This window comes from Fructilactobacillus sp. YLN 2412 (assembly GCF_059488745.1).
In genome coordinates this window covers 496,589-523,041 of sequence record NZ_CM183165.1, presented here as the reverse complement: position 1 = coordinate 523,041, position 26,453 = coordinate 496,589, and the positions used below count along the sequence as shown (strand labels likewise).

The following is a 26,453-nucleotide window of genomic DNA, read 5'->3' as shown; positions in this document are numbered from 1 at the left end:
TATTGTTAATCTAAAAATTAACTTGCACTCTTTTAAATTCGCTATTAACACTATTTATGATGATATCACATTAGAGTGAATTACGTCAATACTGCTAAATCACGTCTAATCGTTTTGTTTAATGTTTTTAATTTTTGGATTTTGCTCTGCTTTTTTTAAAGTATGATAAATATCAAATCCAGAATTCCTTTCAAATTCACGACGCAAATTATTTTGCTCCGTTCGAGAAGGATTAATTTCTTGAAAACGTTTAAAACTGTTTACTAATTTCTGTCGATTAACTCCATTTGGCAAATCATAAGCCCGTTCAACATTACGGAAAAACTCTGTTACCTCAGCTAATTCTTTCGTTGACCAGTCTTCAACGATTGGATAAGAATAAGTTTCATTAGTCTTTCTTACCATGTGCTTTACCTTCTTTTATATTTTCAATTATATTAGTCGCCCATTTTAAATCATCATCAACTTCTTTAGTTTCGTCATCAGAAAGCTGTAAATTAATTGATTGAATAATCCCATTGTGATTAATTAACTTGGGTGAGAGATCCAAACTAAATTTATCATTTTCTTTATTTAAACTTACAACTGAACAGATTAATGATTCACTTTTTGAAAGATAATTTAATAATTTTATAATTGCTTTCGCTTGAATCATTAAATTTGTGACGATTTGTGGGTCAGAAATCATTTCTTGTACATCTGTAATTAATTTCGAATCAAAATTATTATTATCACTAGCAATATAAGATAATAAAGTAGCAGGGCCAATATAAACTCTACTCCATGCCACTAAATTATTAGTACTCAATCCCAAAGTATTTACGTTGATATCTTCATCACTAACCTTAAATTCTTTTACTAATTTTTCCCTTAATATCATTTCTTGAGGTAACGTACCAAGTCCAATAATTTTATTAACATCAAATCCAGAAAAATATGCTGCAAAATAAACAAAAACTTCATCATGAGGGGCATCAAGGATTATTTTACCTTTAAAACCACGTGAAATAACATCATTAATGGTATCTCTAAATTTATCAAGCTCATCAGAAATATCTTCTGCAATTCTAACTGCGTCAGTAACTTTAGGATTATAAAAATCAGTATTTGGTAGATAAATCATAGCATCAAAATCATCTAACTTAGATTCAGAATTAATTTCTTTAATATCAAGATTTTGACACATTTCACTCGCTAAAAAGTCACTGGAAAAATTTTCTTCATCATTAACTAATACTGACAACGCCAAATCACTCATTATTAATGAATGAAGCATGGCAGAAACACGTTTAGTATCCCCTTTAATTAATATCTTAGATTTAAAAATGGTAATCCCCCTCGTCTTTTAGACTGTCTTTATATAATCTAACATTATAAATCATAAAAAGTAAAATTTTCATTAAATTTCCACTAGTCTTACAATAATTACGTAAATGCAATATAATTGATTAGTAGTTATTGAAACGAATGGAGGTAATCTTTTGTACCTAATGAAAGATATTACAAGAGATGGAAACCCTGTTTTGCGAAAACAAGCTGAAACAGTTAAGTTTCCACTCAGTAAAGAAGATCGTGAGCTGGGCCAAAATATGATGAAATATTTAGAAGTCAGTCAAGATCCAGAAAAATGTAAAAAATATAATTTGCGAGCAGGAGTTGGCTTGGCAGCACCACAAGTCGGCGTTTCTAAATTAATGGCGGCGGTTTTAACCCCACCAGAAGAAGATGGACAAAAATCACCATTTAAAGCCATTATGGTTAATCCAGTAATTATTTCTAATTCTGTGCAAACAGCAGCTTTAACTGTTGGTGAAGGGTGCTTATCTGTTGATAAAGATATTCCAGGATATGTTCCACGTTCTGATCGTGTAACCATCAAATACCAAGATTTAGACGGCAAGGAACACAAAGTAAGATTGAAACACTACCCTGCTATCATTGCTCAACATGAGATTGATCATCTACATGGAACTTTATTTTATGATCATATTGATACAAAAAATCCATTTAATCAGACTGAAAATGAAATTTTTATAGATTAATTTAAAATAACAGTGCATTAAATAATGCACTGTTATTTTTCATCCATTTTTTTAATATCCTTAACGTATTCATAAGTAGCTCGATTTCGTTCATCAGCCACATCAAACACTAAAATATGATTGTTAAGCCAACAGTCAGTTAAAATCAATTTAACGTTACCGTTTTTATCAACAAAATTATCTTGTTTGGCTTGTTTTCGCAATTTATTGTCAATGGTAGCACGAGTATACTTTAAATCCTGATTGGTTTTCACATGACATCGATATTCAAAAACCATTACTCCCCGTCCCCAAACACTCGTCAGAACATTTGAGTTAATAAACCGATCAATGACTAAAACATTTTTTTCATCTTTTAATTCAGAAATAATTTGAAAGACTTCGTTATCAACCTGCTTTTTTACAGCAATTTGATATTTGCGATCAGGAATGGTCACTAAGAAATGATGCAAAATATTGTAAATAATAACAGCAACCACAAATCCAATCGTTAATTCAATAAAAATTTGCATATTTATCTCCAGTTTAATATTTTAGTCTATATTATCACGTTCCGTATATAGTTGGTAAGTTAACGAAGATATACTTATACATTTTATTATGGTAGAATGTTACACAATAGTTGGTAATTACCAACAATTAGTTCGACACTTAAAAGTTTTTAGAAAAGGAGTAATCATTTTGATTTTTAAAGTTTTATACCAAGAAAAACCTCAAGAAAATCCTAAACGGGAATCAACTAAGTCTTTATATTTAGATACTGAAACCGAGGCTAAAGTTAGAGATTTAATTGATGAAAATACTGATTATACAATTGAATACATTCAACCTCTTGAAGGTAAACATTTAGAGTTTGAAAAAAATGAACCAGATTTTAAAATTACGGAGTTTAATAAATAATGAATAAACTAAACGTCAAAAATAATGAAACTGCAATCTACGGCGTTGGTGGACTAGGCGAAATTGGAAAAAACACATATGGGGTTCAGTTCCAAGATGAAATTGTTTTAATTGATGCTGGAATTAAGTTTCCAGAAGATGGACAACTAGGAATTGATTATGTTATTCCTGATTATCAATATTTAGTTAAAAATCAAGATAAAATCAAGGCTTTAGTTATCACTCATGGTCATGAAGATCATATTGGTGGAATTCCATTCATTTTACAGGCCATTAACGTGCCCGTATATGCTGGACCATTAGCACTTGCTTTAATTAAAGGTAAACTTGAAGAACATGGCATGTTAAAACAGGCCGAGCTTCATGAAATCAATGAAAAATCTGTTTTAAAGTTTAAAAAAACTAGCGTTTCTTTCTTTAGAACTACTCATTCGATTCCTGATGCACTTGGAGTAGCAGTCCATACTCCGGATGGAGTAATTGTTGAAACAGGAGATTATAAATTTGATTTAACCCCTGTTACTAACACTCCACCAGATTTACAAGCCATGGCAAAACTGGGCGAAGAAGGTGTTTTATGCCTAATGGGTGATAGTACCAATGCTGAAAAACCTGTTTGGACCAAATCTGAAAATTATGTTAGCAAATCTGTTAGAAAAATATTCGATAAAGAGCATGGACGAATTATTTTTGCAACATTTGCTTCAAACTTATCGCGTGTAATGACAGCAATTGATTCTGCTTACAAACATGGTAGAAAAATTGCTGTATTCGGACGTAGTATGGAAGCAGCCGTAGTAAACGGTAGAGAATTAGGATATATTAAAGTCCCGGACAGTGCTTTTGTAGATGCTGCTCAATTAAAATCACTTCCTGCTGACAAGGCTATGATTTTATGTACAGGTTCTCAAGGAGAACAAATGGCTGCTCTTTCTAGAATTGCCAATGGAACTCATCGTCAGATTGCAATTGAACCTGGAGATACCGTAGTTCTTTCAAGTAATCCAATTCCTGGTAATGTAATTAGCGTTAACCGAATTGTCAATGAACTTGAAGAAGCTGGTGCTACGGTAATTAAAGGTTATGAAAATCATATTCATACCTCTGGACATGGTGGTCAAGAAGAAGAAAAATTAATGATTCGATTAATGAAACCTAAATTTTTTGTTCCTATTCATGGTGAATATCGAATGCAAAAAATTCATATTGGTTTAGCCGAAGAATGTGGAATTCCTGCTGATCATTGTTTTATTCTTAAAAATGGTGAAGTATTAGCTCTTACAAAAGATACTGCTAGAATTGCAGGTAATTTTGCTGCTGGAGATGTTTTTATTGATGGTAATGGAATTGATAGTGTTAATGAAAATGTGATCAAAGATCGCCAGATGCTTTCTGAAGAAGGTTTAGTAGTTGTTGTTGCAACAATTAATTTAAAGGATAAAGAAATTCAATCTGGTCCTGATTTGTTGTCACGTGGCTTTGTTTATATGAGAGAATCAGGAGAACTACTTGATCAAGGAAGAAAATTAGTTTTCAAAACTATTCGTCGCACTATGAACAATAAAGATGCTTCTGAAAAAACTATCAAAAAAGCAATCGTTGATGAACTTTCAAATTTCCTTTATGAAAAAACAGAACGTAATCCTTTGATTTTACCGATGTTAATTATGAATGATACTGAAAAGTAAAATATAAAAACAGGAGAATTTTTTTAATTCTCCTGTTTTTATAATAAATTATTAACAAAAAAGTCACTTAAATTTTTTAATTTAAGTGACTTTTTTACTATTTTTCTTTCACAATTTTATCAATTTCTTCTAATTCATCTGGTGTAAATTCTAAATTATCAAGAGCCTTTAAATTATCGTCTAAATGAGCTACTTTTGAAGCACCAGTTACCACACTAACAACAGTCGGATCATGTAATAACCATGCTAATGACATTTGTGCCAAAGTCTGATTACGATTTTTAGCTAAATCATTTAATTTATTTAATTTAGAAATGGCCTTTGCTTCCCCATTTTCTAAAATAAAATTATTCGTCCAATGTAAGTGAATATCACTTGGAATACCATTTAAATACTTGCTAGTTAATAACCCTTCAGCTAATGGACCATACGCGATGAAGCCATCGTCATTTTCAGCCAAAGTTTTTAAAGTACCGTCGTTTTGTGGTTCACGATTTAACATATTATATGAGCTTTGATTTACAACAAAAGGAGTATGCAATTCTTTAAATAATTCAATCATTCGAGCGGTTTGTTCCCCATTGTAATTAGAAATACCAATATACAAAGCTTTTCCAGCCCGAACAAGACCATCTAAAGCCTCTGCTGTTTCTTCCAAACGAGTATTTGGATCGAAACGATGAGTATAATAAATATCGACATAATCTAGACCCATTCTTTGTAGACTTTGATCTAAAGCAGCGACTAAAGTTTTTTTAGATGAAAAGTTGCCATATACGCCTGGCCACATATGAAATCCAGCTTTGGTTGTAATAATTAATTCATCACGATAAGGCTTTAAATCTCGTTGATAAACTTGACCAAACATTCTCTCAGCAGCACCAGAACCTGGGCCATAATTATTAGCTAAATCAAAACTAAAAATTCCACGATCAAAAGCTGCTAACATAATTTTTTCACTATCTTCAAAATTAGCAGTGTCTCCAAAATTATGCCATGTTCCAAATGAAAGAGCTGGTAATTGCAAACCAGTATTTCCAGCCCTTCTAACCTTCATATTATCATAACGATTATCATTAGCTTTAAAAACCATTATTATCCCTCCAAATTAGAATAAAACGTGAGTTGATTTATTTTCCTGTATTAATTTTAACGCTTCTCCAATTAAATTACCGACTGAAATAACTGAAATCTTTTCCATTTGATCCTTTTTTGGAATCACAATTGAATCGGTTACAATAACCTGTTCAATATTATCATCTGCTAAATTATTTTTTACAGCATTTGAAAAAACTGGATGAGTAGCAGCAACATATATTTTATTTGCACCAGCTTTTTTTAACGCAGCAGCAGAAACTTTCATCTTACGTCCTGTCACAATCATATCGTCAACAATTATAGCATTTTTACCTTTCACATCACCAATTACTGAATCTGGAACATGATCACTATCATCAGGCTGACGATTATCAACAATTGCAATTGGCAAATCCAATCGATCCGCGACATTCCTTGCCCTCCCGACTCCATTATGGTCGGGTGCAACAACCACTGCATTTTGATCCAAATGATGTTCATGGAGATAATCACTAACTAATTTATCAGGCTGAAGATGATCAACTGGAATATCAAAAAATCCTTGAATTTGGGCAGCATGCAAATCAAAAGCAATCACTCGATCAACCGAACTATTTTGTAAAAAAGAGGCAATTAACTTTGCAGTGATTGGCTCACGTGATTTTGCCTTACGATCAGAACGAGAATATCCATAATAAGGAATAACTACATTTATGGTATGTGAACTCGTTCTTCGAACTGCATCAATCATAATCAATAGCTCCATTAAATTATCGTTAACTGGATCTGATAATGACTGAATAATATAGACATCATCACCGCGGATACTTTCATTAATCGAAATCTTGATTTCACCATCACTAAAATGGTTAATTGTGGCATCCCCTAAAGGCATTCCGCTAACCTCTGAAATTTTTTTAGCTAACGGTTTATTAGAATTTAACGCAAATATTATTGGTTTGTGTGCTGTTTTACTAGGCATTAGTTTCCCCTTATGACTGCTTTATTTATATTATTAATTATAATCAATTTAACCCAATTTTTCATCAACAAAATCTGTTGGCGTGATTCCATCCATTCCAATCATCGGATCTATTAAATGATTAGCAATAGCTGCTTCTGTTAAAATATAATCTTTTGGTGTAGAAGTGATTGATTTTAAACTTTCTTTTTCGTCAATAGTATTTCCATCAATCTTAAATACCTGTTGTAATCTTTCGTTTAAGGTAGTTTTACGATTACTTGATTCATGGTCAACACATTCTTGAAAAGAATTAACGTCACCCACCATTACTAACTTTTGGGAAGCTCTAGTAACTGCCGTATACAATAAATTTCTTTCTAACATTCGTCGATATTGTGGAACAATGGGTAAAATTACCATTTTAAATTCACTTCCCTGCGCTTTATGAATTGACGTGCAGTAAGCTAGTGTAATTTGATTCCAATCATTTCGACTATAAGTTACCTCAGTTTGATCAAATGCAATTATTAATTTATCCAAATAATGTTTATTATCACGATTAATTTCAATTCCAACAATCTTACCTACATCACCATTAAACACATTACTGTCAGGATCATTAACCAACTGAAGTACTTTATCGCCAATTCGATATTTAGTGTCTCGAAATTCAACTTCTTTTTGACTAGCATTTTGTTTAGGATTCAAAATATTTTGTACATCAAAATTTAACTTGTCGATTCCTGCTTCCCCACGATACATTGGCGCAAGCACCTGAATATCAGTAGCTGAAAATCCTTTATTTTTTGCCTTAGAGACAATTTGGTCAATTAAACCAACAACTTGGTGAGTATTACATTGAATAAAACTTCGATCCTGCTCTTTTTGAAGTAAATTTGCTGGTATTATTCCATTTTTTACGTCATGAGCAAGTTCAATAATGGTTGAACCATCACCTTGACGATGAATTTGATTTAATTCCATTTTAGGAATAGTTTTTGATCTAATCAGGTCAAAAAAAACTTGTCCAGGACCAACAGATGGAAGTTGATCTTTATCGCCAACTAAAATAACTTTCATACCGCTTGGAATTGCTTTCATCAACTTTGTAAATAATTCAGTATCTACCATTGACATTTCATCAATAATTAACAAATCACCATCAATTGCATTTCCGTCTTCATCATCTGTTCCATTTAAACCTAACAACCTGTGAATAGTACTAGCAGGAATATCTGTTGATTCACTCATCTTTTTGGCAGCACGTCCAGTTGGCGCAGCTAATAATACAGGATAGGTATCTTCTTTATATTTATTAATATCTAAAGAAAGATTATTGGTTTTAGCATAGGTTTGAACAATTCCATTAATAATGGTAGTTTTCCCCGTTCCAGGTCCACCAGTTAAAATAAAAATTTGATTTTTCAATGCGTTATTAATTGCTTTAATTTGGGAATCATCGTATTTAATACCAATTTTTTTCTCAACCTTATGAATGATTTTAAAATAATCATCTGGTTGCTCTTTACTTTTTGCAGCAAAAATTCTATGCGCATTTTCAGAAATTTTCCATTCATCATCGTAAAGACTTCTAAGATAAATTTTACCGTCATCCACTTCAACTTTTTTATCTTTAACTAACTCTTTGAGTTCTTGAGCTAATTTTTCATTATCAATTTGTTGCTGGTGATCTGTATCTAAAACATTAAAACTATCATTAATTAACTCTTTAGAATTAGAATAGGTATTACCATTTCTAATTGATAAGTTAGTAAGGGTTGTCAATAATCCAGCTCGAAGTCTTGCTGGAGAGTTATACTCAATCCCAATTTTTGCAGCAATTTGATCAGCACGTTTAAAACTAATATTTTTGATATCTTCAACTAATTGATAAGGATTATTTTGAATTACTTCTAATGATTTTTCTCGATATTTTTTGAAAATTGCTGCTGATAAAGAACTTCCAAACCCATAACTGTTTAAACCAACAATCACTTGTTCAGCTCCATTGTTCTTTTTCAATGAATTGATAATTGTATCACGTTGTTTTGGTTTTAACCCTACTTTATTAAGAATTTTGGGATCGCCAATAATTTTTTCAATTAGATTCGTTCCTAATTCATCAGCTACTTTTTGGGCAGTTTTTTGCCCAATCCCCGGAAAATCAGCTCCAGAAAGATATTTAACCAATCCTTCTTTTGAACTTTGATTAGTTCGCTCATAATTTTCTGCTTGAAACTGTTTCCCGTACTTCGGGTGATCAACTAATTTTCCTACAAAACGATAACTAGTATCATCTGCAATATCTGCAAAATTACCAGTTACCACAATTTCTTCTTCGTCCCAGTTAAAATTTGTTTTTTCAACCTTTACAAGTAAAACTTTATAAAAACTATCAGTACCCTCAAAAAAAGTCGTAATTACCTTTCCAGTTAACGACGGCTTAGTTTGACTATTATTCACTTGTTCATCATCAAAAAGACTAATCGAATTAGACAAAATAATCTCCTACTTTTTTTTGTTTCTCAGTTGAATAACTTTTTCAATATCAGTAATCTGCCCCTGTTTTTGATCAAAATTCTTCTTGTCATATTTTTCCGCTTTATCAAAATATGATTTAAAATTTTCTCCTAAGACCATTGCAATTAATCCACGATCAAAATTAGCTTGTCCATCAGTTGGATTTGCTGCTAAAACTTTATCATAAAATTCAGCCGCTTGTTCAAAATTACCCAATGCAATTAAACATTGTCCAATCATCATATTAATCTTTACATCTTGTTTAGCTACTTCCTGAGCTGTTAACAAAAATGCCAGTGCTTTTTTATAATTCTTTTGAGCCATATAACTTTGAGCCATCATAACATAAGCATCTGATTTTAAATTTTCATCAGTTACCTGTTGAAACTCTTGAATAGCTTGTTCATATTTACCAGCAGAATAATATACGTTTCCTAACCCATAAGTAAGCATATTTTTTGCCTTAACACTTCGATTCGCAAATAATCCCATTGCTTTCATCAACAATTCCTCAGCTTGAGTATAACTATGTAACTCAACTAAAAACACACTTAAATCATAGTATGTCCGATAGTCATTAGGATGATCATCAATATCTTTAACAAGCTTATGAAGGGTTTCTTCAGCTTGTTTTTGTTTTTTTTCTTGATCAATTTCTTTTTTATTTTCTGTCATTTTTCCTCCTAAATTATATCTGATTTTTCAGTCTTATGATTTAAATAACTAGTATCATTCCATTTTACTAATTTAAAAGTATGTCCATGATTATTTGTTTCTAATACCGTAGTTCCAGTATTTGCAAGCCCACCTCGTTTTCGTAAATCCTTTAATGGAATGCCTAGTAGCGAGTTAATCAATGCATTTAAAGCTGCTCCGTGACTTACAAATAAAATATTGTCATCATTAGAAAAATTACTAGTTACTTCGTTAATTTTACTACTCATCCTTTTAATCAATTGTTGAAAGGTTTCCCCATCAATTTCAGTTGGATTATATTGATCAGGATGATTTCTAAAATTATCAAATTCTCGTGGATATTTCTTTTTTACATCATCAAAAAGCATTCCTTCCATCTTACCCAGATGAAATTCTTCTAATCGGTTATCTAACGAAATCGGAACATCTTGATTTAAATTTTTTTGAATAGTAAAAGCTGTTTCACGTGCTCTTTTAATTGGGCTGGCATACAGATGTGAAAAATCAACATGCTGTAAACTTTTAGCCACTAAATTCATTTCAGCATAACTCTCTGGCAATAATGGAGAGTCTCCGCCTGCACCTTGATAGCGACTTTCAAGATTCCATTGTGTTTTACCATGTCTCACAAAGTATAGTTTCATTTTATTCACCTATTTTTTAATCTATTGTTATTATGCCAGTTTCCTAGTCTTTAATCAAAAAAGCTCGACTAAAAAGTCGAGCTTTTTCTATACATATTGTAATTTTTTCTCATTCTTGTATGCTGCATCAATCGTTGCTACACCAAGACATTCCTGGCCATCATAAAATACAACTGCTTGACCGGGTGTAACAGCTCGCGCTGGTTCGTCAAATTCCACTCGCACATGACTATTATCATCAGAAATATGAATTTTTACACCAACATCCTTTTGACGATATCTAAATTTGGCAGTGCAATGAAAATCATTTCCACGCGAATTACCATCAATCCAAGATAAATCAGAAGCCGTTAAGTAATCTGCATATAGATAAGAATTTTCATAACCCTTTCCAACATAAAGAATATTTTTAGAAAGATCTTTACCAATTACGAACCAAGGTCGATTATCTTTTCCATCTCCCCCAATCCCCAAACCTCTCCGTTGGCCAATTGTATAATACATTAGTCCATTATGATTACCTTTAACTTCTCCATCAAGTGTCATCATTTTACCAGGTTTAGCAGGTAAATACTGACTCAAAAATTTATCAAAATTACCAGGTCCAATAAAACAGACGCCCATTGAGTCCTTTTTATCAGCTACATATAAATCAGCATCATGAGCAATCTGTCTAACCTCTGGTTTTGTCATCCCACCAACTGGGAACATCACTCGATCTATTTGTTCTGATGAAAGCTGACTCAAAAAATACGTTTGATCTTTATTTAAATCAGTTGAACGCAGCAAATGATTTTTACCAGTATCATCACGCTTTAACTGCGCATAATGACCCATAGCAATATAATCTGCGCCTAAATCCATTGCATAATCTAAAAACGCTTTATATTTAATCTCCGTATTACAAATTACATCGGGATTAGGTGTTCTTCCACGACGATATTCATCTAAAAAGTAAGTAAATACTCGATCCCAATATTCCTTTTCAAAATTAACCGAATAATAAGGAATACCAATTTGATTAGCAACATGTGCTACATCTTTATAGTCTTCAGTTGCAGTACAAACACCATTATCATCAGTATCATCCCAGTTTTTCATGAAAACACCAATAACATCATATCCTTGTTTTTTTAAAAGATAAGCTGCAACCGACGAATCAACACCACCACTCATGCCAACTACCACACGAGTTTTACTGTTATCTTTCATTTGATCACCATCATTCTTATAGATTCAGAAATCCACGATTTGAAGGTCGTAATTCCAGTAGTAATAATAATACGCTATTCTATCAATAGTTGGCAAGCAAAAGAAACACCCGGTATTTTTTAATCTCTAAGTAAAACTTTACGCAACATCAAAGTATGCATTAAAAAATCAAATTGTTCTTTTTCGTTAACAAATTTATCACTTGAAAAAATGTCAACTATTTTTAATCCACTACCATCAATAATCGCCATTTTAAAATTTTTCAAATCTTGATTAATGGTTATTTTAATTTTTATTGCATTTTTCAAGTATGGAGAAGTTGAATTCAAAGAATGCTGATATTCAAAATTACCATTTCTCGTTGTTTCAAAATTTAAATCTCTGAGGGTAAATAATTTAATTTCAGGATTTAACCGATATTGATGTACATCGCCCTTTAATTTAATTTTAGTTGCAAAAGCCATTATTTAGCCTTCCTCGCTTTAATCCGATTTACAATTTTAGTAGTTTCATCAATAAATTGATTAATGTCAGCTTCTGTTGTATAGCGACCAAAGCTAACCCTAATTGACTCTTCAATTTTTGGATTATCTTTTCCAAACATCGCAATTAACACATGAGAAGGTTCCAAACTTCCAGCTGTACAGGCAGAACCACCAGAAACTGCAATACCTGCTAAATCAAGATTATTTTGCATAATGTAAGTTGAAATACCTTTAATCCAAAGATTTAAAACATGAGGAGAACTAGTTTTATCATTTGATCCGTTTACTTCAAAATCAATTTGATTAGACTTTAATCCATTAATAATTAAATCCTTGAATCCTTGGAATCTTTTTTTCCTAGCCAATTTTTCTGATTCAGTCAAACTGGTAACTGCTGCAGCAAAACCAGCAATTCCAGGAACATTTTCTGTTCCGGCACGTCGCTTATCTTCTTGATCTCCACCCATAATATAACTTGAAATTTTAATTTCATTTGAACGATACAAGAATCCCATCATCTTAGGACCATTGATTTTATGTGCTGAAGTAGACAATAAATCAATATGATCGCGTTTAACATCAATATCTGCTAGGCCATATGCTTGAACTGCATCAGTATGGAACCATGCTTGATGATCCTTTAAAATTGCTCCGATTTCATGAATTGGCATGACACTACCAACCTCATTATTAACTGTCATGATGGATACTAAAATAGTATCATCATCCAAAGCTGCTTTAAAATCATCCAAAGATATATTACCTTCTTCATCAACAGGTAAATAAGTAACTCTAAAACCTTTTTTTTCTAAGTAATGCATGGGTTTTAAAATGGCTTCATGTTCAATAGTAGTTGTAATAATGTGGTTGCCTAAATTTTTTCTGGCTTCAGCAGTTTTAATTACTGCTGTATTATCACTCTCGCTCCCGCCACTAGTAAAAACAATTTCGTTATCTTCAGAATTGATACTATTGGCAATTGTATGGCGACTATCTTCTAAAATCTGCTTTGCTTGTCTGCCTAGTCCATATAAAGTTGAAGCATTCCCATAGATATTTTTATATTTGTCATTTAATTCAGCAAGCACTTCGTCTGAAATAGGAGTAGTTGCTGCATTATCTAAATATATTTCACTCATTGACTACATCCTTTTTCATTAAATTATTCAGCTAATAAATTTAATAACATCGTTGCAGATTGTTTACCAGCTTCCACAATAAATTCACTAAAACTTTGATTAGCATTTTCATCACCTACATCTGACATAGCTCGTACAACTACGTAAGGAACATCAAATTGATGAGCAACTTGTCCGACAGCAGCACCTTCCATTTCACCAGCTAGAGCATCGGGGAAATGTTGTAAAATTTTATCAATCATGGCTTTTCCAGCAATAAATTGATCGCCAGTAACAATCAAGCCATAGTGAACATTCATATCATTTTCTTTTGAAGCTTCACCAATTTTCTTACCCCACATTTTTGAAGCTTTAAAACGGGCTGGTTGTCCAGGAAGTTGACCATAAACTTCTCCATCTGCCGTACAGTCAACGTCATGATAAGCTGTTTCAGTTGAAATAACAATATCCCCAACTTTTAAATTCTTACCAATCCCAGCAGCTGATCCTGAATGAATCAAAATATCAATCTTAAAATTAGTTAATAGTAAAGCAGCCGTAATTCCTGCTTCAACTTTACCAATTCCAGATTTAACTAAAATAACAGATTTATGATTAATTTGCCCTTTATAAAAAGTTACTTTTCCAACCTCAATCTGTTCTTCATTTTCAAGAGCATTTTTTAACTCTTTAATTTCTTCATCCATCGCGCAAATAATTCCATAAGTTTCCATGTTGTAATCTCCATTTTTTTAGTCAATAAATCTCATAATACAAAGAACCAGTACTAATAAAAGTGCTAAAACCAAGATGATCAGATTTAATCTTCGCCCTAATCGTTTTTGTTTATATTCAACAGTGTCACGTTCCGACCTACTTTGGGTCATTTCAGAATCGGGGGTTTGTGATGGTTTAACATATTCATCAGTTTCTGATTGATTTTCTTTCTTTTCCTTATCTAGCAAACCAAATCTATTTTTACGAGTTTGACGTTTGAATTGTCCACGTGTCATCTTATTTTGGTTATTATTATCGTCATACTCCACTTTCATAACCTACTTTGTCATTAATTCCCAATATTGAATTGCCATAATCGTTTTAGCATCCTCAATATTTCCATTAGCAATCATTTTTTTAGCTTGTTCAAGCGTATATTCATCAATTTCTAAAAATTCGCCTTGATCTCTAGGCAGTTCTTCAGAGACTCTTTTTAATCCTGTTACTAAATAAAGATACATATACTCATCTGTAAATCCACAAGATGTGTAAAAAGAATACAGTTCTTTGATATTTTCTGCCCGATACCTAATTTCTTCATTTAATTCTCGTTGAACCGCATGAACTTTATTTCCCTGATCACGAGCGTCTAACTTTCCAGCTGGAATTTCAATCATCGCCTTTTTAGCTGGTTCACGCCATTGTTTTTCCAAAATCATTTTATGATCTTGAGTGATTGCTAACATAGCAACCGCTTGTGCATGATGGACAACATCACGATTTGCAGTTTTACCATTTGGTAACCTTACCGTTTCTTGATCAACTTTAATAATTTCTCCATCATATTTTAATTGATTAGAAATTTCTATTTCTTTTAAGTCCATTAACTGCATCTCCTTATCCATTAATGAATATACTAAAACTATCTTGCTAATTCAATTTTAGCAGCTTGAAAATTATGGGGTCCTTTGGCTTTAACAAATTTAACTTTATCTCCTGGCTTAATTTCTTTTGGTGTTCCAGAAATTATTCCTGTAATATGCATAAAAATGTCATTGCCTTCAGGATCTTTAATATATCCGTATCCATGATCCGTATCGTAACTCTTAATGATGCCTTCCATAATATCCTCCTAATAAAAAATCGAGATTAAAATCTCGATTTTTTAGTTTATTTTTCTTCAAATCCTTCAGTTGCAGTTTCTGGGAAATCAGCTTGTACAATTTGAGCACAACGAGCACAAAATTCTGGATAATTAGAATTACTACCTACATCTGTTTTAATCATACGACAACGTTCACATGTCATACCATCAGCATGTTCAACTTCAATTGCTAATTGATCACCAAAGGTTGAAACATTATCCTCAGCATCTTCAATTGGCTTAATTTCTAATTGAGAAACCATCAAAATCTGTGCCACATCAACATCCAAATTATTTAATAAACCTTTCAAGTCATTGTCCACATACAAAATTAATTTTGCTTCAGAAGGTTTTCCAATTACTTTGTCATCTCGAGCGTCTTCCATCGCCTTCAAGATATCTTTTCTAAGTTTCAAGAAACTATTCCATTCTGATTCGATTTCTGCTTCATTATCAAAATGTTCAGCAGATGGCATTTCTGCTAATTGAACAAACTCTTCTGGTTCTTTTAAAAATCCCCAAATTTCTTCAGTGGTATGAGGAATAATTGGTGTCATTAATTTAGTTAAGGCAACTAAAGCTTGGTATAAAACTGTTTGCATTGAGCGACGACGTTTACTATTTTTAGGATCAATATACAAAATATCCTTGGCAAAATCTAAATAAAAAGCAGAAAGATTTACCGTAATAAACTGCATTAGTTTTTTATTAATTGACATAAAGTCATAATTATCATAATCACTTTTTACGTCTGCAATCAACTTGTTCAATTGGACTAACATAAATTGATCGACAGAATTCATCTCACTATAACTAACTGAATCTTGTTCTGGATTAAAATCACTTGTATTAGCTAACATATAACGAATTGTATTACGAATCTTTTTGTATGAATCCCCAATGGTCTTAAAGTTCCCCATTGAAACTCGAACATCAGCTGAAGTATCAACACTTGTAACCCACAAACGAATAATATCTGCACCCATTTGTTTAATTACATCAGCTGGAGCAATTGTGTTACCAAGTGATTTACTCATTTTATGTCCCTTACCATCTAAAGTAAAACCTTGTGACAATAATGTTTTGTATGGTGAGATTCCATCATATGCAACACTGGTGATTAAACTAGAGTTAAACCATCCCCGATATTGGTCAGAACCTTCTAAATATAAGTCTGCTGGATATGTTAGTTCAGGACGTTCAGCTAATACACCTTGATGAGATGAACCTGAATCAAACCAAACATCCATGATATCAGTTTCTTTAGTAAATTTACCATTTGGTGAATGTTCACTAGTAAATCCATCTGGTAATAAATCTTTAGCATCTCTTTCGAACCAGATATCTGATCCATATTTACCAAACAAATCAGCAACATGATTGACAGTCTCTTTAGTGATAATTGGTTCCCCGTCTTCACCATAAAATATTGGAAGTGGAACTCCCCAAACTCGTTGTCGAGAAATAACCCAGTCGCCACGATCTCTAATCATATTATACAACCGTTGTTGACCCCAATCAGGCTTGAAATCAACTGTTTTAATCGCATCTAAAATTTGATCTCTGATTTTATCAACCGAAGCAAACCATTGTGGCGTTGCACGATAAATAACTGGTTTTTTGGTTCTCCAATCAAATGGATAACTATGTTCATATGGCATGTAATATATTAATTGACCTTGTTCTTTTAACTTATCAAGCGCAACTTGATTAGCATCTTCGTAAAAGACTCCTTCAAAATCAGGACCAGCTTCTTTACTTAAATATCCTTTATTATCAACTGGTGCAAAAATTGGCAATCCATATTGTTTACCGATATTATAATCATCTTCCCCATATCCAGGGGCAGTATGAACTAATCCAGTACCTGCATCATTAGTAACAAAGTCGCCTTCCATGGTAACTAATTTTTTGTTTTTATCAAAAGGATGTTCTGCTAAAACGTTATCTAAATCTTTACCTTTAACAGTTTTTAAAACGCGAACATCTTTCCAGCCAAACATTTCAGCATCTTTATCTAATAACTCTGTACCAATAACATACTTTTTGGGATCATCATCATGCTGCACGACAGCATAATCAAAATCAGGAGCAACAGTAATTCCTTCAGATGCTGGAATCGTCCATGGTGTAGTAGTCCAAACTAACATGTAAGTATTTTCATCATCAAGAACGCCTTTTCCATCGATAACTTTTTCGGCAAAAAATGCTGATGGTGATTCTACATCATGGTATTCAATTTCTGCTTCTGCTAAAGCAGATTCAGATGACCATGACCAAATGACCGGCTTCAAACCTTTATAAATAAGACCTTTTTCGGCCATTCTCCCAAAAACTCGTGCTTCGGCAGCTTCATATTCAGGCATTAAAGTAAGATATGGATTATCCCAATCACCTTGCAACCCTAAACGTTTAAATTCTGTTCTTTGCCGATCAACTTGTTTCAAAGCATAATCATGACATAGCTTTCTGAATTCATTAGTTGACATCTTTTTTCGATCATAACCGGCTTTTTTAAGTTGTTGTTCAATTGGAAGACCATGTGTATCCCACCCCGGAACAAATGGTGCTCGAAAACCATTCATTGATTTATAACGAACGATAAAATCTTTTGTGATTTTATTCATGGCATGACCCATATGAATATCACCATTTGCATAAGGAGGACCATCATGAAGTACGAATGATGGTTTTCCTTCGTTTAATTTTTGTCGTTGTTGATAAAGCTGATTATCTTCCCAAAGTTTTTCACGTTCTAATTCTTTAACTGGAAGATTTCCTCTCATTTTAAATTTAGTTTTACCTAAATTTAAAGTATCTTTAATCCGCATCTTACTTTTCCCCCTTTAAAATACAAAAAGACTCCGTCAGCAAGGGACGAAGTCTTCGTGGTACCACCCAAATTCAGAACCAAATTGATTCTCTCATTTAAAATTATTCAAAAAATGATAAAGTGATCTACCAATCATAAGTGACAACTGAGCTCACACTATCCTCAATTCGCTAAAGTTTTTATAATTGATTTGCTGTCTTCATCAAAGTGATCGAATTTCACCATTTGGAAAAATTAATACAGTTGGATTCTCAAACTTAACATGAGCATTGTTAGCTGGAATCTCATTATCATCAAAGTCTACACTGTCATTATCTTGTTTGTCAAGACCTGATACGATTTCTTTAATATCATCAAAATTTTCAAAATCGGCACCATCCAACAATTGAGACCATTCAGAATTTTGAGCAAAATCTAATTGACTTTGTAACATTCCAATCATTTTTTCTCTAAAAGTTTTAATATTTGCACGAAAATCATTCGTCGATATCGCTAAAGCAGCTGCTTTTTTAGAACCATCAACAATTACTCGATTGGCCTCACGAGTGGCATTATTTACTAATTGATTAGCTTTATTTTGCGCAGCGGCAAATGTTTGCTTGGCATCTTCGTCAGCCTGTTTTTTAACTCGGTCAGCAGCTTCTTGAGCAACTAATATTGACTGATTAAGAGAACTTTTTAAATCGTCATAGTAAGCTAATTCTTCTTTGGTCTTTTTTAAAGAACTTTTTAATTCCTGATTATTATCTTTTAGAATTTGGTAGTCTTTAGTAATTTGATCAAGAAAATCATTTACTTCATCAATATTATATCCTCTCATTTTTGTCGAGAACTTTTTATTATGAATATCTTCTGCAGAAAGTACCATGGTAATCCTCCATCATTTGTTTTTTATAACATCAAACTCTACTTTTAATTTTCCTTTTTTTGAAAATCCATTGTTTTTATTAAATCTGACCCTACCAAATCCACGAATTGAAATTAAATCATGAACAGCCAAAACATAGTCAGGTTTATCATATGTAAACCAATTAAGACGAACTTTGCCGTGTATAATTAATTCTTTAGCAATCCCTCGCGAAATATTAAATATACTTGCAACCACAACGTCAAGTCTCAAAGAAGGAAGCGTAACATTAACAGTTTTTGCATCATTATTTACTTGCACAACGTTGTTAGGTAAATCCTCAGTTAGCGTAACTTTGGTTTTTCCAATACGGTCAACATTATTAACTAAGAAATCAATCATTTTTGTTTCTACAAAAAACTGCCATCGTTCCTTATCAGTAATAATATCACCAATTACGTTTCTTTCAATCCCGCTTCCCATTAAAGTTCCAAGTATTTGACTATGTTTTAAGGTTGCAAACTTAATTGGATAGTTAATCGAAATAACTGAAACTTCAAAATCTTTTAGTTGAGGTTCAAAATAAAGTGGATAAATAACTGCACGTTGCATTTCTGCATTTTCGTACCCACCCCAACTCGAAATTTTTAAATCATTATAACGATTAACTAAAATTTCTAATAAATATAGTTCTCGATCATTGACAAAATCGGTCAAAATTGGACGATACTCAGAAAGAGCTTGATTAATCAAATCACTAGCTTGATGCATAAAAGGCAACTCATCTTTACGAAAATGTTGCTGAATATTCTTATCTAATGCCATTATTGAACCAAATTAATTAAAAAATTAGAAATACCAACTACCCCATATTGAATAAACCATAATACTAAAATTGCTAACATTGGTCCAAATCCCAACATGCCAATATGAGCAAAGTTAAAATAGGCTAAAAATGGTTCAACAATTCTAGTTAATAACTGTCCCAATTTTGAACTAGATGCACCAGGTAGCCAACTTAATAGCGCATAGATAACAATTAAAAACATATATATATCAATTGCATAATATAAAATTGTTGAAATTCCACTAATAATTGTAACCATTAATCTTTACTTTCCGGACGATCATAGAGCTGTTGCTTGATATCGCCATCAATCGCATAACTTTTAGGAGTACATAGATAAACTTTATCATCAATTTGTTGAATGTTTCCGTCAATTGCAAACACGGTTCCACTAATAAAATCTACAATTCTTCTAATCGTAGTTGCATTAACGTTTTCCATTTTCATTAAAACTGCATTCCCACTCATTAATTTATTGCCAATATTTTTTGCATCAGCAAAAATACGAGGTTCAACAATATTAATTTTACTATCTGGAATCCTTTTATCACTCATCGCAAGGACCTTTCGTGGATTAGCATTTTTGACATCATTTTGTTGGTCAAAAACATTATTATCGGCATCTTCATTAAATCCAAAAAGATTATTTAAAATACCTTTAGCCATAATACACCTCTTATCTAATTATCATTACGGTATTTGAAGTTGAAAGGAGGGATGTCATCATCATGTTCGTCACTGTTACTATCATCATTGCCAGAACTAAATGGTTCAAATTCCTTTTTTTCAACGTTTTCAAATCTACGATCATCTTTATCAGTATTAAATGTTTGCTTATTGGTGTTTGTTTTTGAATCCTCACCAAAATTATTATTAGGCTGAGGACTAACAGAATGTGTAGGTTTAACTACTTGGTCATTTGGCTTATTAGTTGCCGTTCTTAAATTTTTAACATCACTGATAGGATCAAGATCATCTTCAATTCCGGTTGCTATTACAGATACTCGGATTTCGTCACCCATATTTTCATCAATTGAAGTACCAAAAATAATATTAGTATCATCAGAAGTTGCATCTCGAATAATATTAGCGGCATCTTGAGCTTCAAAAATTCCTAAGTCCGTTCCACCAGTAATATTCAATAAGACTTGTTTAGCTCCATCAATTGAAACTTCAAGCAATGGTGAATTAATTGCTTTTTTAGTTGCTTCAGCAGCTCGATTTTCACCATTTGCAGATCCTACTCCCATTAAAGCAGTACCTTTATCTTTCATAATGGTAGTCACATCTGCAAAATCAAGGTTGACGTATCCTGGACGTGTAATTAAATCTGAAATTCCTTGAACACCTTGACGTAAAACATTGTCGGCATCATGTAAAGCACCTAAAAAGGTTGTCTTTTTGTCTGCCATTTCTAACACTTGGTTATTTGAAATAACTACCATTGTATCAACGTTCTGTTTTAAAGCAGAAAGGCCTTCAATAGCATTATGAGAACGTGCAGGTCCTTCAAAAGTAAAGGGACGAGTAACAACAGCAACTGTTAAAGCTCCGGATTGTTTAGCAATCTTTGCAATAATAGGTGCAGCACCATTTCCAGTTCCACCACCCATACCAGCAGTTACAAATACCATGTCGGCACCTTTAAGAGCATTGGTAAGATCTTCTTGACTTTCTTCGGCGGCTTTTGCTCCCACCTCTGGATTTGAACCAGCTCCAAGACCCTTAGTTAATTTGGGCCCTAAGTTAATTTTAGTTTCAGCTTTTGAAGCATTTAGGGCTTGAACATCAGTATTAGCTGCGATAAATTCAACCCCTTCAACTCCATCTTCTATCATCCGGTTAACGGCGTTTCCACCACCACCACCAACACCTATTACTTTGATATTAGCTCCTTGACTGGCGTTTTGATCAATTGAATAATCCATAATTTTTAGCCTCCGTGTTTATTCAAAGAAATTTTTTAGAGAAAATCCTGAGGACTTTTTCTTATGTTTCTTCTTTTCTTCCTTAGCTTTTCTTCGAGGGAACAAGAAAGCACCATCATCTTCATTATTATCATGTTCATCAGAAATATTTTCATTTGTGTTTTCATCGTAATCATTGTAACTAATTGAGTTATCATCTGGTAATCGATCTTCACTAAATGAAGAGCGTACCACTCGTTTAATATCACTCAACTCACTTTCATAATTAACTAACGAAAGGGCCAATGAAAAGGAAGGATGGCGTAATCCCATCTGGTCAGGAATGAAAAATCGAACATTAACCCCAAACGTGTTTGCGGCCAGTTCTGCGATACCCTGCATTGAAGCAACCCCGCCAGTCAATACTATTCCTCCAGGCATGTTTAAAGCATTAGCTTCAGTGAGTTTGTCTTTTAATCTGCCGAATATTTGATCCAAACGAGCTTCAATAATCTCAGCCAACAATTTTTCGTTAATTTTTACAGGCTGGCTTTGTCCAACAACATTTACAGAAAATTCATTTTCATTAGAAGCCTGATTTACATCAGCAAATCCATATTCACGCTTGATATTTTCAGCTTCTTTAAGTGATGTATTTAAAACCGAAGAAATATCTTTTGTAATATATTTTCCACCTTCATGATCAACATCAACATACTTTAATTCATAATTATGAATAACTGCCACTGTGGACTGTCCGCCACCCAAATCCAAAATAATTGTTCCAAAATCTTGTTCTGGATCATTTAAAACTGTTTTACCTTCAGCTTCGGCATTTACAACCATCATATCAATATCCAAACCAGCCTTGGAAACTGCTTTTCTTACATTATGAATAATGGTTTTAGGTCCGGTAATAATACGACCTTTCATTTCAAGACGTGAACCTACCATTCCTCTAGGATCAGGAATACCATCAAATCCATCGATTTTAAACTCTTCCGGAACTAAATCGATTACTTCTCGCTCTTGCGGAATATTATTTGAAATTGCAGAATCAGCAACTGCCACAATGTCTTGATCGTCAATTTCACGAGAATTATCATCAATATTAGTCATTCCAGAACACCGATCAATACTAATCATATCCGCTGGCAAGCCAACAACAACGCTTGAAATTTTTACGCCAGATTTTGTTTCAGCCTGAGTAATTGTTTTTTTAATTGTTTTAGCAGCTTTATCAATATCAACAATGATACCGCGACTAACGCCCTCAGACTTCTCATTACCGACTCCGATAACATTTATTTGTCCATCTATTTTTTGAGCAACAATTACTTTTATTGAAGCAGTCCCAATATCCAAACCAATATAAATATCTGAATCATCCATCGTTTTGGAACCTCCCGATTACCATTTTGAAAATGGTTTTATTATGCTACTTTAATACCTAAAGTCTACCATAGATTTTATGCATTTAAAAAGACATCAATCACTTAATTGGTGTGGAATAAGCACCAAATTCCATATTAATTAAACTTTTTCGTTTTAAAGTAGTTTTAATATTAGAATAATATGCCATTTTTTTTGCAATATCTTTATCTTTAACTGTTACTTGATTACCATCTTTCAATTTTAATTTAACCCTTTGTGGGTCTCCAGCAATCGGTTCATTTTCAATACTAACAATATTCGTTTGAATTGTTTTAGGTAACCTATCGTATTGCTGTAACACAGTTTTGATTTGTTTCTGATTATTAAATCCTTTTAAAAGAAGGGTCTTATTTTTATTTTTTATTTTAATGGCATGATTATCAATTACTCCCGATCGATAAACCGGATAATCATTTTTGCCCCTATTAACATATGCCTTAGTTTGATAAAAAATAACTTTCACTATTAAATGATTAATATTTTTTAAATCAATTTTAACACTTTCAATTTTGGGATCTGAAGCTTTAATTAATTGCTCAGCATTTGCTTTATTTTTTTTAACCACCAATAATGAATCACCAACTCTAAATGGTAATTGTTGTTGAACTTTATTTTGATCTTCACTAGCGTCAACTTTAATTGATCGAATCTTACTGTATGGAGATACTAAAAAACCAGAAATTCCAGCAATTATTAACATTAGCAGCAATAAAGGAACGACTGTTTTTAAAGTTCGCTTATGTCGATTACGTTGAATGGCTTTGTTTTTTCGTCCCACTCGCAAACGACTATACGTTTTCTGCTTCTTATATTCATAATCATCTCCATGATCATGAATATCTAATCTAGCGTTAGTCTGTTTTTTTGATTTCATTTAATCACCCAAACAGTTAGTTTTTGTGTTCATTAATCGCAGTTTTACAAACACTTAATAATTTATCAGCTGCATCAACAACACCCATTTTCTTAGCATTTTCAGCCATCTCTTGACGTCGTTGTTTATCTTTCATTAACATATCAACATTTTGTGTTAGTTTTTGTGCATTTAAATCAGCTTCCGTCACAATGATTGCTGCTTGATTTTTAACTAAACTCATAGCATTTTTAGTTTGATGATCGGCAGTTACATAAGGGCTAGGAATTAAAATCGATGGAATTCCCAAAGCCGTAATTTCAGCCAAACTAGTCGCACCAGCACGTCCAACAATCAATGAAACACGTGGTAAAACTTCGGGCATATTTGCTATGTATGGCAGAATTTTAACATTATCGTTAATTTTTACATCTTTTAAATCTTTCATTACATCATCATATCTGTTTTTGCCGGTCACAAACACAACTTGATATTTTTTTTGATTAAACATTGGAATTGCCTTTGCAGTGACACTATTGATTTTTAAAGCTCCTTGACTTCCACCAAAGATCAACACCGTTGGTTCATCATTTTTCAAACCAATTTGATCCCAATTAAAGCTACTTTTAATTTTAGCTACCTGTTGTGCTCGAGGATTTCCAGTAAAAACAACTTTATTTTCTGGAAATTGAGTTTTAGCATCTTCAAATGCAATTCCAATTTTATCTACATAGCGACTTAAAAATTTATTAGTCCATCCAACTACACTATTTTGTTCATGTATTACAGTTGGTATTCCCATTTTAGCAGCGGCATAAAGAACGGCACCAGAAACGTAGCCGCCTGTACCTACCACTACATCTGGATTAAAACGTTTAACAATTTTTTTAGCATGTTTAACACTTTTCAGAAATAAATAAACCGTTTCAAAATTGTACAAAGAAAATAATTTACGCTTAAATCCTTGTATTTTTAGTGCGTCAAACTCAATACCTTTTTCAGGAACAATATTTTTTTCCAAGCCACGTTCAGAGCCAACATATAGTATCTCTGAAGCAGGATCTTGTATTTTTAATGCTTCAACTAATGAAAGGGCTGGATAAATATGGCCACCAGTCCCTCCTCCAGAAACAATCATTTTCATATTATTTTTCCTCCTGTTTCCCAGTTAATTTCTCTACATTTTTAATAAATCGTTCACCGCGATCACGATAACTGGGGAATTGATCCCAGCTGGCGTTGGCTGGAGAAAGTAAAATAATGTCACCAGGTTCACTCATCTCATAGCCTGCTGGAACAGCTTCATCAATATTTTCTACTACTTTAATTTTTTTTATACCAGCCTGTTCAGCACTTTTCTTTAAAATTGGAGCAGTTTCTCCAAATAATACAATTCCGGACACATGTTTTTTAAATTCTGACTCTAATTTTTCAAAGGTATAGCCTCGATCTAACCCCCCTGCCAACAAGATTACAGGCTTTTTAAATCCGGCAAGTGCCATTTGAGTAGCTTCTATATCTGTTGCTTTTGAATCATTATAAAATTCGCGCCCATTAGCAGTTAGTACAAATTGATTCCGATGTCTAACCCCACCAAAATCTTTTAAAATTGTAACAATTTTTTTGTCAGACACGCCAGATAGTTTAGCTACAGCAATTGCTGCTAAAGCATTTTCAACATTTTGTTCTCCAGGAATGCGGATATCTTTTGCATCCATAATATAATCATCACGAAAATATAGTTTCCCATCTTTTTGATACGCACCATCTTCATAATTCCCTTGGACAGAAAATGGAACAACACGAGCCCGACTTTTTTGACTTAACGTTCGCCATTCTTTTTTATCAAAGTTCATTACTAAAAAGTCATCACTGGTTTGATTTTTGGTGATTTGCATTTTAGCATTTACATAATTTTCTCTCGATTTGTGGTAATCAAGATGATTAGAATAAATATTAGTAATAACTGCAATATGAGGATGTAATTTGGTCGTTCCAAGCAACATAAAGCTTGATAATTCCAGTACAATTTCATCATTTTTAGTAGCTTTTTCTGCAATCTTTGTAGCAGGAATCCCAATATTCCCAGCACGATAAGCTGTTCCATGATTATTACCAGCTGCAAGCATTTCAGCAATCATAGTCGTAGTCGTAGTCTTACCATTACTTCCCGTTACACCAACGATTGGGGCTTCAGATATTTCAGCTGCAAGTTCAACTTCGCAAATAATTGGTAGGTCCTTTTGTTCCGCTGCTTTTACCAATGGAACGTCATAAGCAATTCCAGGATTTTTAACCATCAAATCAACGTTGTCCAATAAAGAAAGTGGCGATTCTCCCGCAACCACCTTAATTCCTTCGTTAATTAATTCATTGTAATCATCAATTTCAGATGCTTTTTTTGCGTCAGTTAATGTTACATTTGCTCCAAGTTTTACTAACAAACTAGCGGCATTTGTGCCACTCATTCCTGCACCGAAAACTAAAACATTTTTATTTTTATAAGTATCAATACTTTTCATGAA

The 26,453-nt window shown here is 32.8% G+C and carries 28 protein-coding genes; 3 read left to right on the top strand and 25 right to left on the bottom strand.

Annotated elements, in window-relative coordinates; all coding sequences use genetic code 11:
* Positions 1 to 105: 105 nt before the first annotated feature.
* Both AC0GLR_RS02510 and AC0GLR_RS02505 read right to left on the bottom strand, forming a co-directional pair.
* Positions 106 to 405 carry a UPF0223 family protein gene (locus AC0GLR_RS02510; RefSeq protein WP_495605201.1) on the bottom strand — a complete coding sequence of 100 codons (300 nt, stop codon included), beginning with the start codon at positions 403 to 405 and terminating at the stop codon, positions 106 to 108.
* A complete protein-coding gene (locus AC0GLR_RS02505; protein WP_495605200.1) occupies positions 389 to 1,243 on the bottom strand; it encodes a Rossmann-fold NAD(P)-binding domain-containing protein in 855 nt (284 codons plus the stop codon). The genes AC0GLR_RS02510 and AC0GLR_RS02505 overlap by 17 nt, the downstream gene beginning before the upstream one ends.
* 238 nt (positions 1,244 to 1,481) lie before the next feature.
* On the opposite strand from AC0GLR_RS02505, the gene def reads away from it, so the two are divergent.
* Positions 1,482 to 2,042, top strand: coding sequence for a peptide deformylase (def, locus tag AC0GLR_RS02500; protein WP_495605199.1), 561 nt, complete (start codon positions 1,482 to 1,484; stop codon positions 2,040 to 2,042).
* A 32-nt stretch (positions 2,043 to 2,074) separates the two neighbouring features.
* On the opposite strand, the gene AC0GLR_RS02495 is transcribed toward def, so the two are convergent.
* Entirely contained in the window at positions 2,075 to 2,554 is a 480-nt protein-coding gene (locus AC0GLR_RS02495; protein WP_495605198.1) for a hypothetical protein, read from the bottom strand.
* 169 nt (positions 2,555 to 2,723) lie between these two features.
* Between AC0GLR_RS02495 and AC0GLR_RS02490 the strand changes: the two genes are divergently transcribed.
* The gene (locus AC0GLR_RS02490) at positions 2,724 to 2,942 is read left to right on the top strand and encodes a DNA-directed RNA polymerase subunit epsilon (protein ID WP_495605197.1); all 219 of its coding nucleotides are present in this window, start codon (positions 2,724 to 2,726) and stop codon (positions 2,940 to 2,942) included.
* A complete protein-coding gene (gene rnjA / locus AC0GLR_RS02485; RefSeq protein ID WP_495605196.1) occupies positions 2,942 to 4,630 on the top strand; it encodes a ribonuclease J1 in 1,689 nt (562 codons plus the stop codon). The genes AC0GLR_RS02490 and rnjA overlap by 1 nt, the downstream gene beginning before the upstream one ends.
* Before the next feature lie 97 nt (positions 4,631 to 4,727).
* Here rnjA and AC0GLR_RS02480 read toward each other — a convergent pair whose 3' ends face one another.
* From AC0GLR_RS02480 to murD, 22 genes are all read right to left on the bottom strand, one after another.
* Positions 4,728 to 5,723 (bottom strand): aldo/keto reductase, encoded by a 996-nt coding sequence (locus AC0GLR_RS02480; RefSeq protein WP_495605195.1) that lies wholly within the window; start codon positions 5,721 to 5,723, stop codon positions 4,728 to 4,730.
* 15 nt (positions 5,724 to 5,738) lie between these two features.
* On the bottom strand, positions 5,739 to 6,689 hold the full coding sequence (locus tag AC0GLR_RS02475) for a ribose-phosphate diphosphokinase (RefSeq protein ID WP_495605194.1): 951 nt from the start codon (positions 6,687 to 6,689) through the stop codon (positions 5,739 to 5,741).
* Between the two features lie 48 nt (positions 6,690 to 6,737).
* Complete coding sequence (gene recD2 / locus AC0GLR_RS02470; protein ID WP_495605404.1) at positions 6,738 to 9,173, bottom strand: SF1B family DNA helicase RecD2; 2,436 nt, start codon at positions 9,171 to 9,173, stop codon at positions 6,738 to 6,740.
* 6 nt (positions 9,174 to 9,179) lie between these two features.
* On the bottom strand, positions 9,180 to 9,866 hold the full coding sequence (locus AC0GLR_RS02465; RefSeq protein WP_495605193.1) for a tetratricopeptide repeat protein: 687 nt from the start codon (positions 9,864 to 9,866) through the stop codon (positions 9,180 to 9,182).
* Between the two features lie 8 nt (positions 9,867 to 9,874).
* Complete coding sequence (locus AC0GLR_RS02460) at positions 9,875 to 10,531, bottom strand: histidine phosphatase family protein (protein WP_495605192.1); 657 nt, start codon at positions 10,529 to 10,531, stop codon at positions 9,875 to 9,877.
* An 87-nt stretch (positions 10,532 to 10,618) separates the two neighbouring features.
* The gene (gene mnmA, locus AC0GLR_RS02455; protein WP_495605191.1) at positions 10,619 to 11,743 is read right to left on the bottom strand and encodes a tRNA 2-thiouridine(34) synthase MnmA; all 1,125 of its coding nucleotides are present in this window, start codon (positions 11,741 to 11,743) and stop codon (positions 10,619 to 10,621) included.
* Between the two features lie 119 nt (positions 11,744 to 11,862).
* The gene (locus tag AC0GLR_RS02450; protein WP_495605190.1) at positions 11,863 to 12,207 is read right to left on the bottom strand and encodes a hypothetical protein; all 345 of its coding nucleotides are present in this window, start codon (positions 12,205 to 12,207) and stop codon (positions 11,863 to 11,865) included.
* On the bottom strand, positions 12,207 to 13,367 hold the full coding sequence (locus tag AC0GLR_RS02445; protein ID WP_495605189.1) for a cysteine desulfurase family protein: 1,161 nt from the start codon (positions 13,365 to 13,367) through the stop codon (positions 12,207 to 12,209). Before AC0GLR_RS02445 ends, AC0GLR_RS02450 begins: the two co-directional genes overlap by 1 nt.
* 23 nt (positions 13,368 to 13,390) lie before the next feature.
* A complete protein-coding gene (locus tag AC0GLR_RS02440; RefSeq protein WP_495605188.1) occupies positions 13,391 to 14,080 on the bottom strand; it encodes a 5'-methylthioadenosine/adenosylhomocysteine nucleosidase in 690 nt (229 codons plus the stop codon).
* A gap of 18 nt (positions 14,081 to 14,098) precedes the next feature.
* Entirely contained in the window at positions 14,099 to 14,392 is a 294-nt protein-coding gene (locus AC0GLR_RS02435) for a hypothetical protein (protein ID WP_495605187.1), read from the bottom strand.
* Between the two features lie 9 nt (positions 14,393 to 14,401).
* Complete coding sequence (locus tag AC0GLR_RS02430; protein WP_495605186.1) at positions 14,402 to 14,947, bottom strand: NUDIX hydrolase; 546 nt, start codon at positions 14,945 to 14,947, stop codon at positions 14,402 to 14,404.
* A gap of 38 nt (positions 14,948 to 14,985) precedes the next feature.
* The gene (locus tag AC0GLR_RS02425; protein ID WP_495605185.1) at positions 14,986 to 15,186 is read right to left on the bottom strand and encodes a cold-shock protein; all 201 of its coding nucleotides are present in this window, start codon (positions 15,184 to 15,186) and stop codon (positions 14,986 to 14,988) included.
* 47 nt (positions 15,187 to 15,233) lie between these two features.
* A complete protein-coding gene (gene ileS / locus AC0GLR_RS02420) occupies positions 15,234 to 18,038 on the bottom strand; it encodes an isoleucine--tRNA ligase (RefSeq protein WP_495605184.1) in 2,805 nt (934 codons plus the stop codon).
* Between the two features lie 204 nt (positions 18,039 to 18,242).
* A complete protein-coding gene (locus AC0GLR_RS02415; protein ID WP_495605183.1) occupies positions 18,243 to 18,908 on the bottom strand; it encodes a DivIVA domain-containing protein in 666 nt (221 codons plus the stop codon).
* 12 nt (positions 18,909 to 18,920) lie between these two features.
* On the bottom strand, positions 18,921 to 19,712 hold the full coding sequence (locus AC0GLR_RS02410; protein WP_495605182.1) for a YlmH family RNA-binding protein: 792 nt from the start codon (positions 19,710 to 19,712) through the stop codon (positions 18,921 to 18,923).
* Positions 19,712 to 19,993 carry a YggT family protein gene (locus AC0GLR_RS02405; RefSeq protein WP_495605181.1) on the bottom strand — a complete coding sequence of 94 codons (282 nt, stop codon included), beginning with the start codon at positions 19,991 to 19,993 and terminating at the stop codon, positions 19,712 to 19,714. The genes AC0GLR_RS02410 and AC0GLR_RS02405 overlap by 1 nt, the downstream gene beginning before the upstream one ends.
* A complete protein-coding gene (locus AC0GLR_RS02400; protein WP_495605180.1) occupies positions 19,993 to 20,400 on the bottom strand; it encodes a cell division protein SepF in 408 nt (135 codons plus the stop codon). The genes AC0GLR_RS02405 and AC0GLR_RS02400 overlap by 1 nt, the downstream gene beginning before the upstream one ends.
* Before the next feature lie 14 nt (positions 20,401 to 20,414).
* Positions 20,415 to 21,662 (bottom strand): cell division protein FtsZ, encoded by a 1,248-nt coding sequence (ftsZ, locus tag AC0GLR_RS02395; protein ID WP_495605179.1) that lies wholly within the window; start codon positions 21,660 to 21,662, stop codon positions 20,415 to 20,417.
* A gap of 18 nt (positions 21,663 to 21,680) precedes the next feature.
* Positions 21,681 to 23,033, bottom strand: a complete 1,353-nt coding sequence (gene ftsA / locus AC0GLR_RS02390) for a cell division protein FtsA (protein WP_495605178.1) — start codon at positions 23,031 to 23,033, stop codon at positions 21,681 to 21,683.
* A gap of 100 nt (positions 23,034 to 23,133) precedes the next feature.
* Positions 23,134 to 23,949 (bottom strand): cell division protein FtsQ/DivIB, encoded by an 816-nt coding sequence (locus AC0GLR_RS02385; protein WP_495605177.1) that lies wholly within the window; start codon positions 23,947 to 23,949, stop codon positions 23,134 to 23,136.
* A 16-nt stretch (positions 23,950 to 23,965) separates the two neighbouring features.
* On the bottom strand, positions 23,966 to 25,072 hold the full coding sequence (gene murG, locus AC0GLR_RS02380) for an undecaprenyldiphospho-muramoylpentapeptide beta-N-acetylglucosaminyltransferase (protein ID WP_495605176.1): 1,107 nt from the start codon (positions 25,070 to 25,072) through the stop codon (positions 23,966 to 23,968).
* Between the two features lies 1 nt (position 25,073).
* Positions 25,074 to 26,450: a UDP-N-acetylmuramoyl-L-alanine--D-glutamate ligase gene (gene murD, locus AC0GLR_RS02375; RefSeq protein ID WP_495605175.1), complete on the bottom strand. Its 1,377-nt coding sequence runs from the start codon at positions 26,448 to 26,450 to the stop codon at positions 25,074 to 25,076.
* Between the last annotated feature and the right edge of the window lie 3 nt (positions 26,451 to 26,453).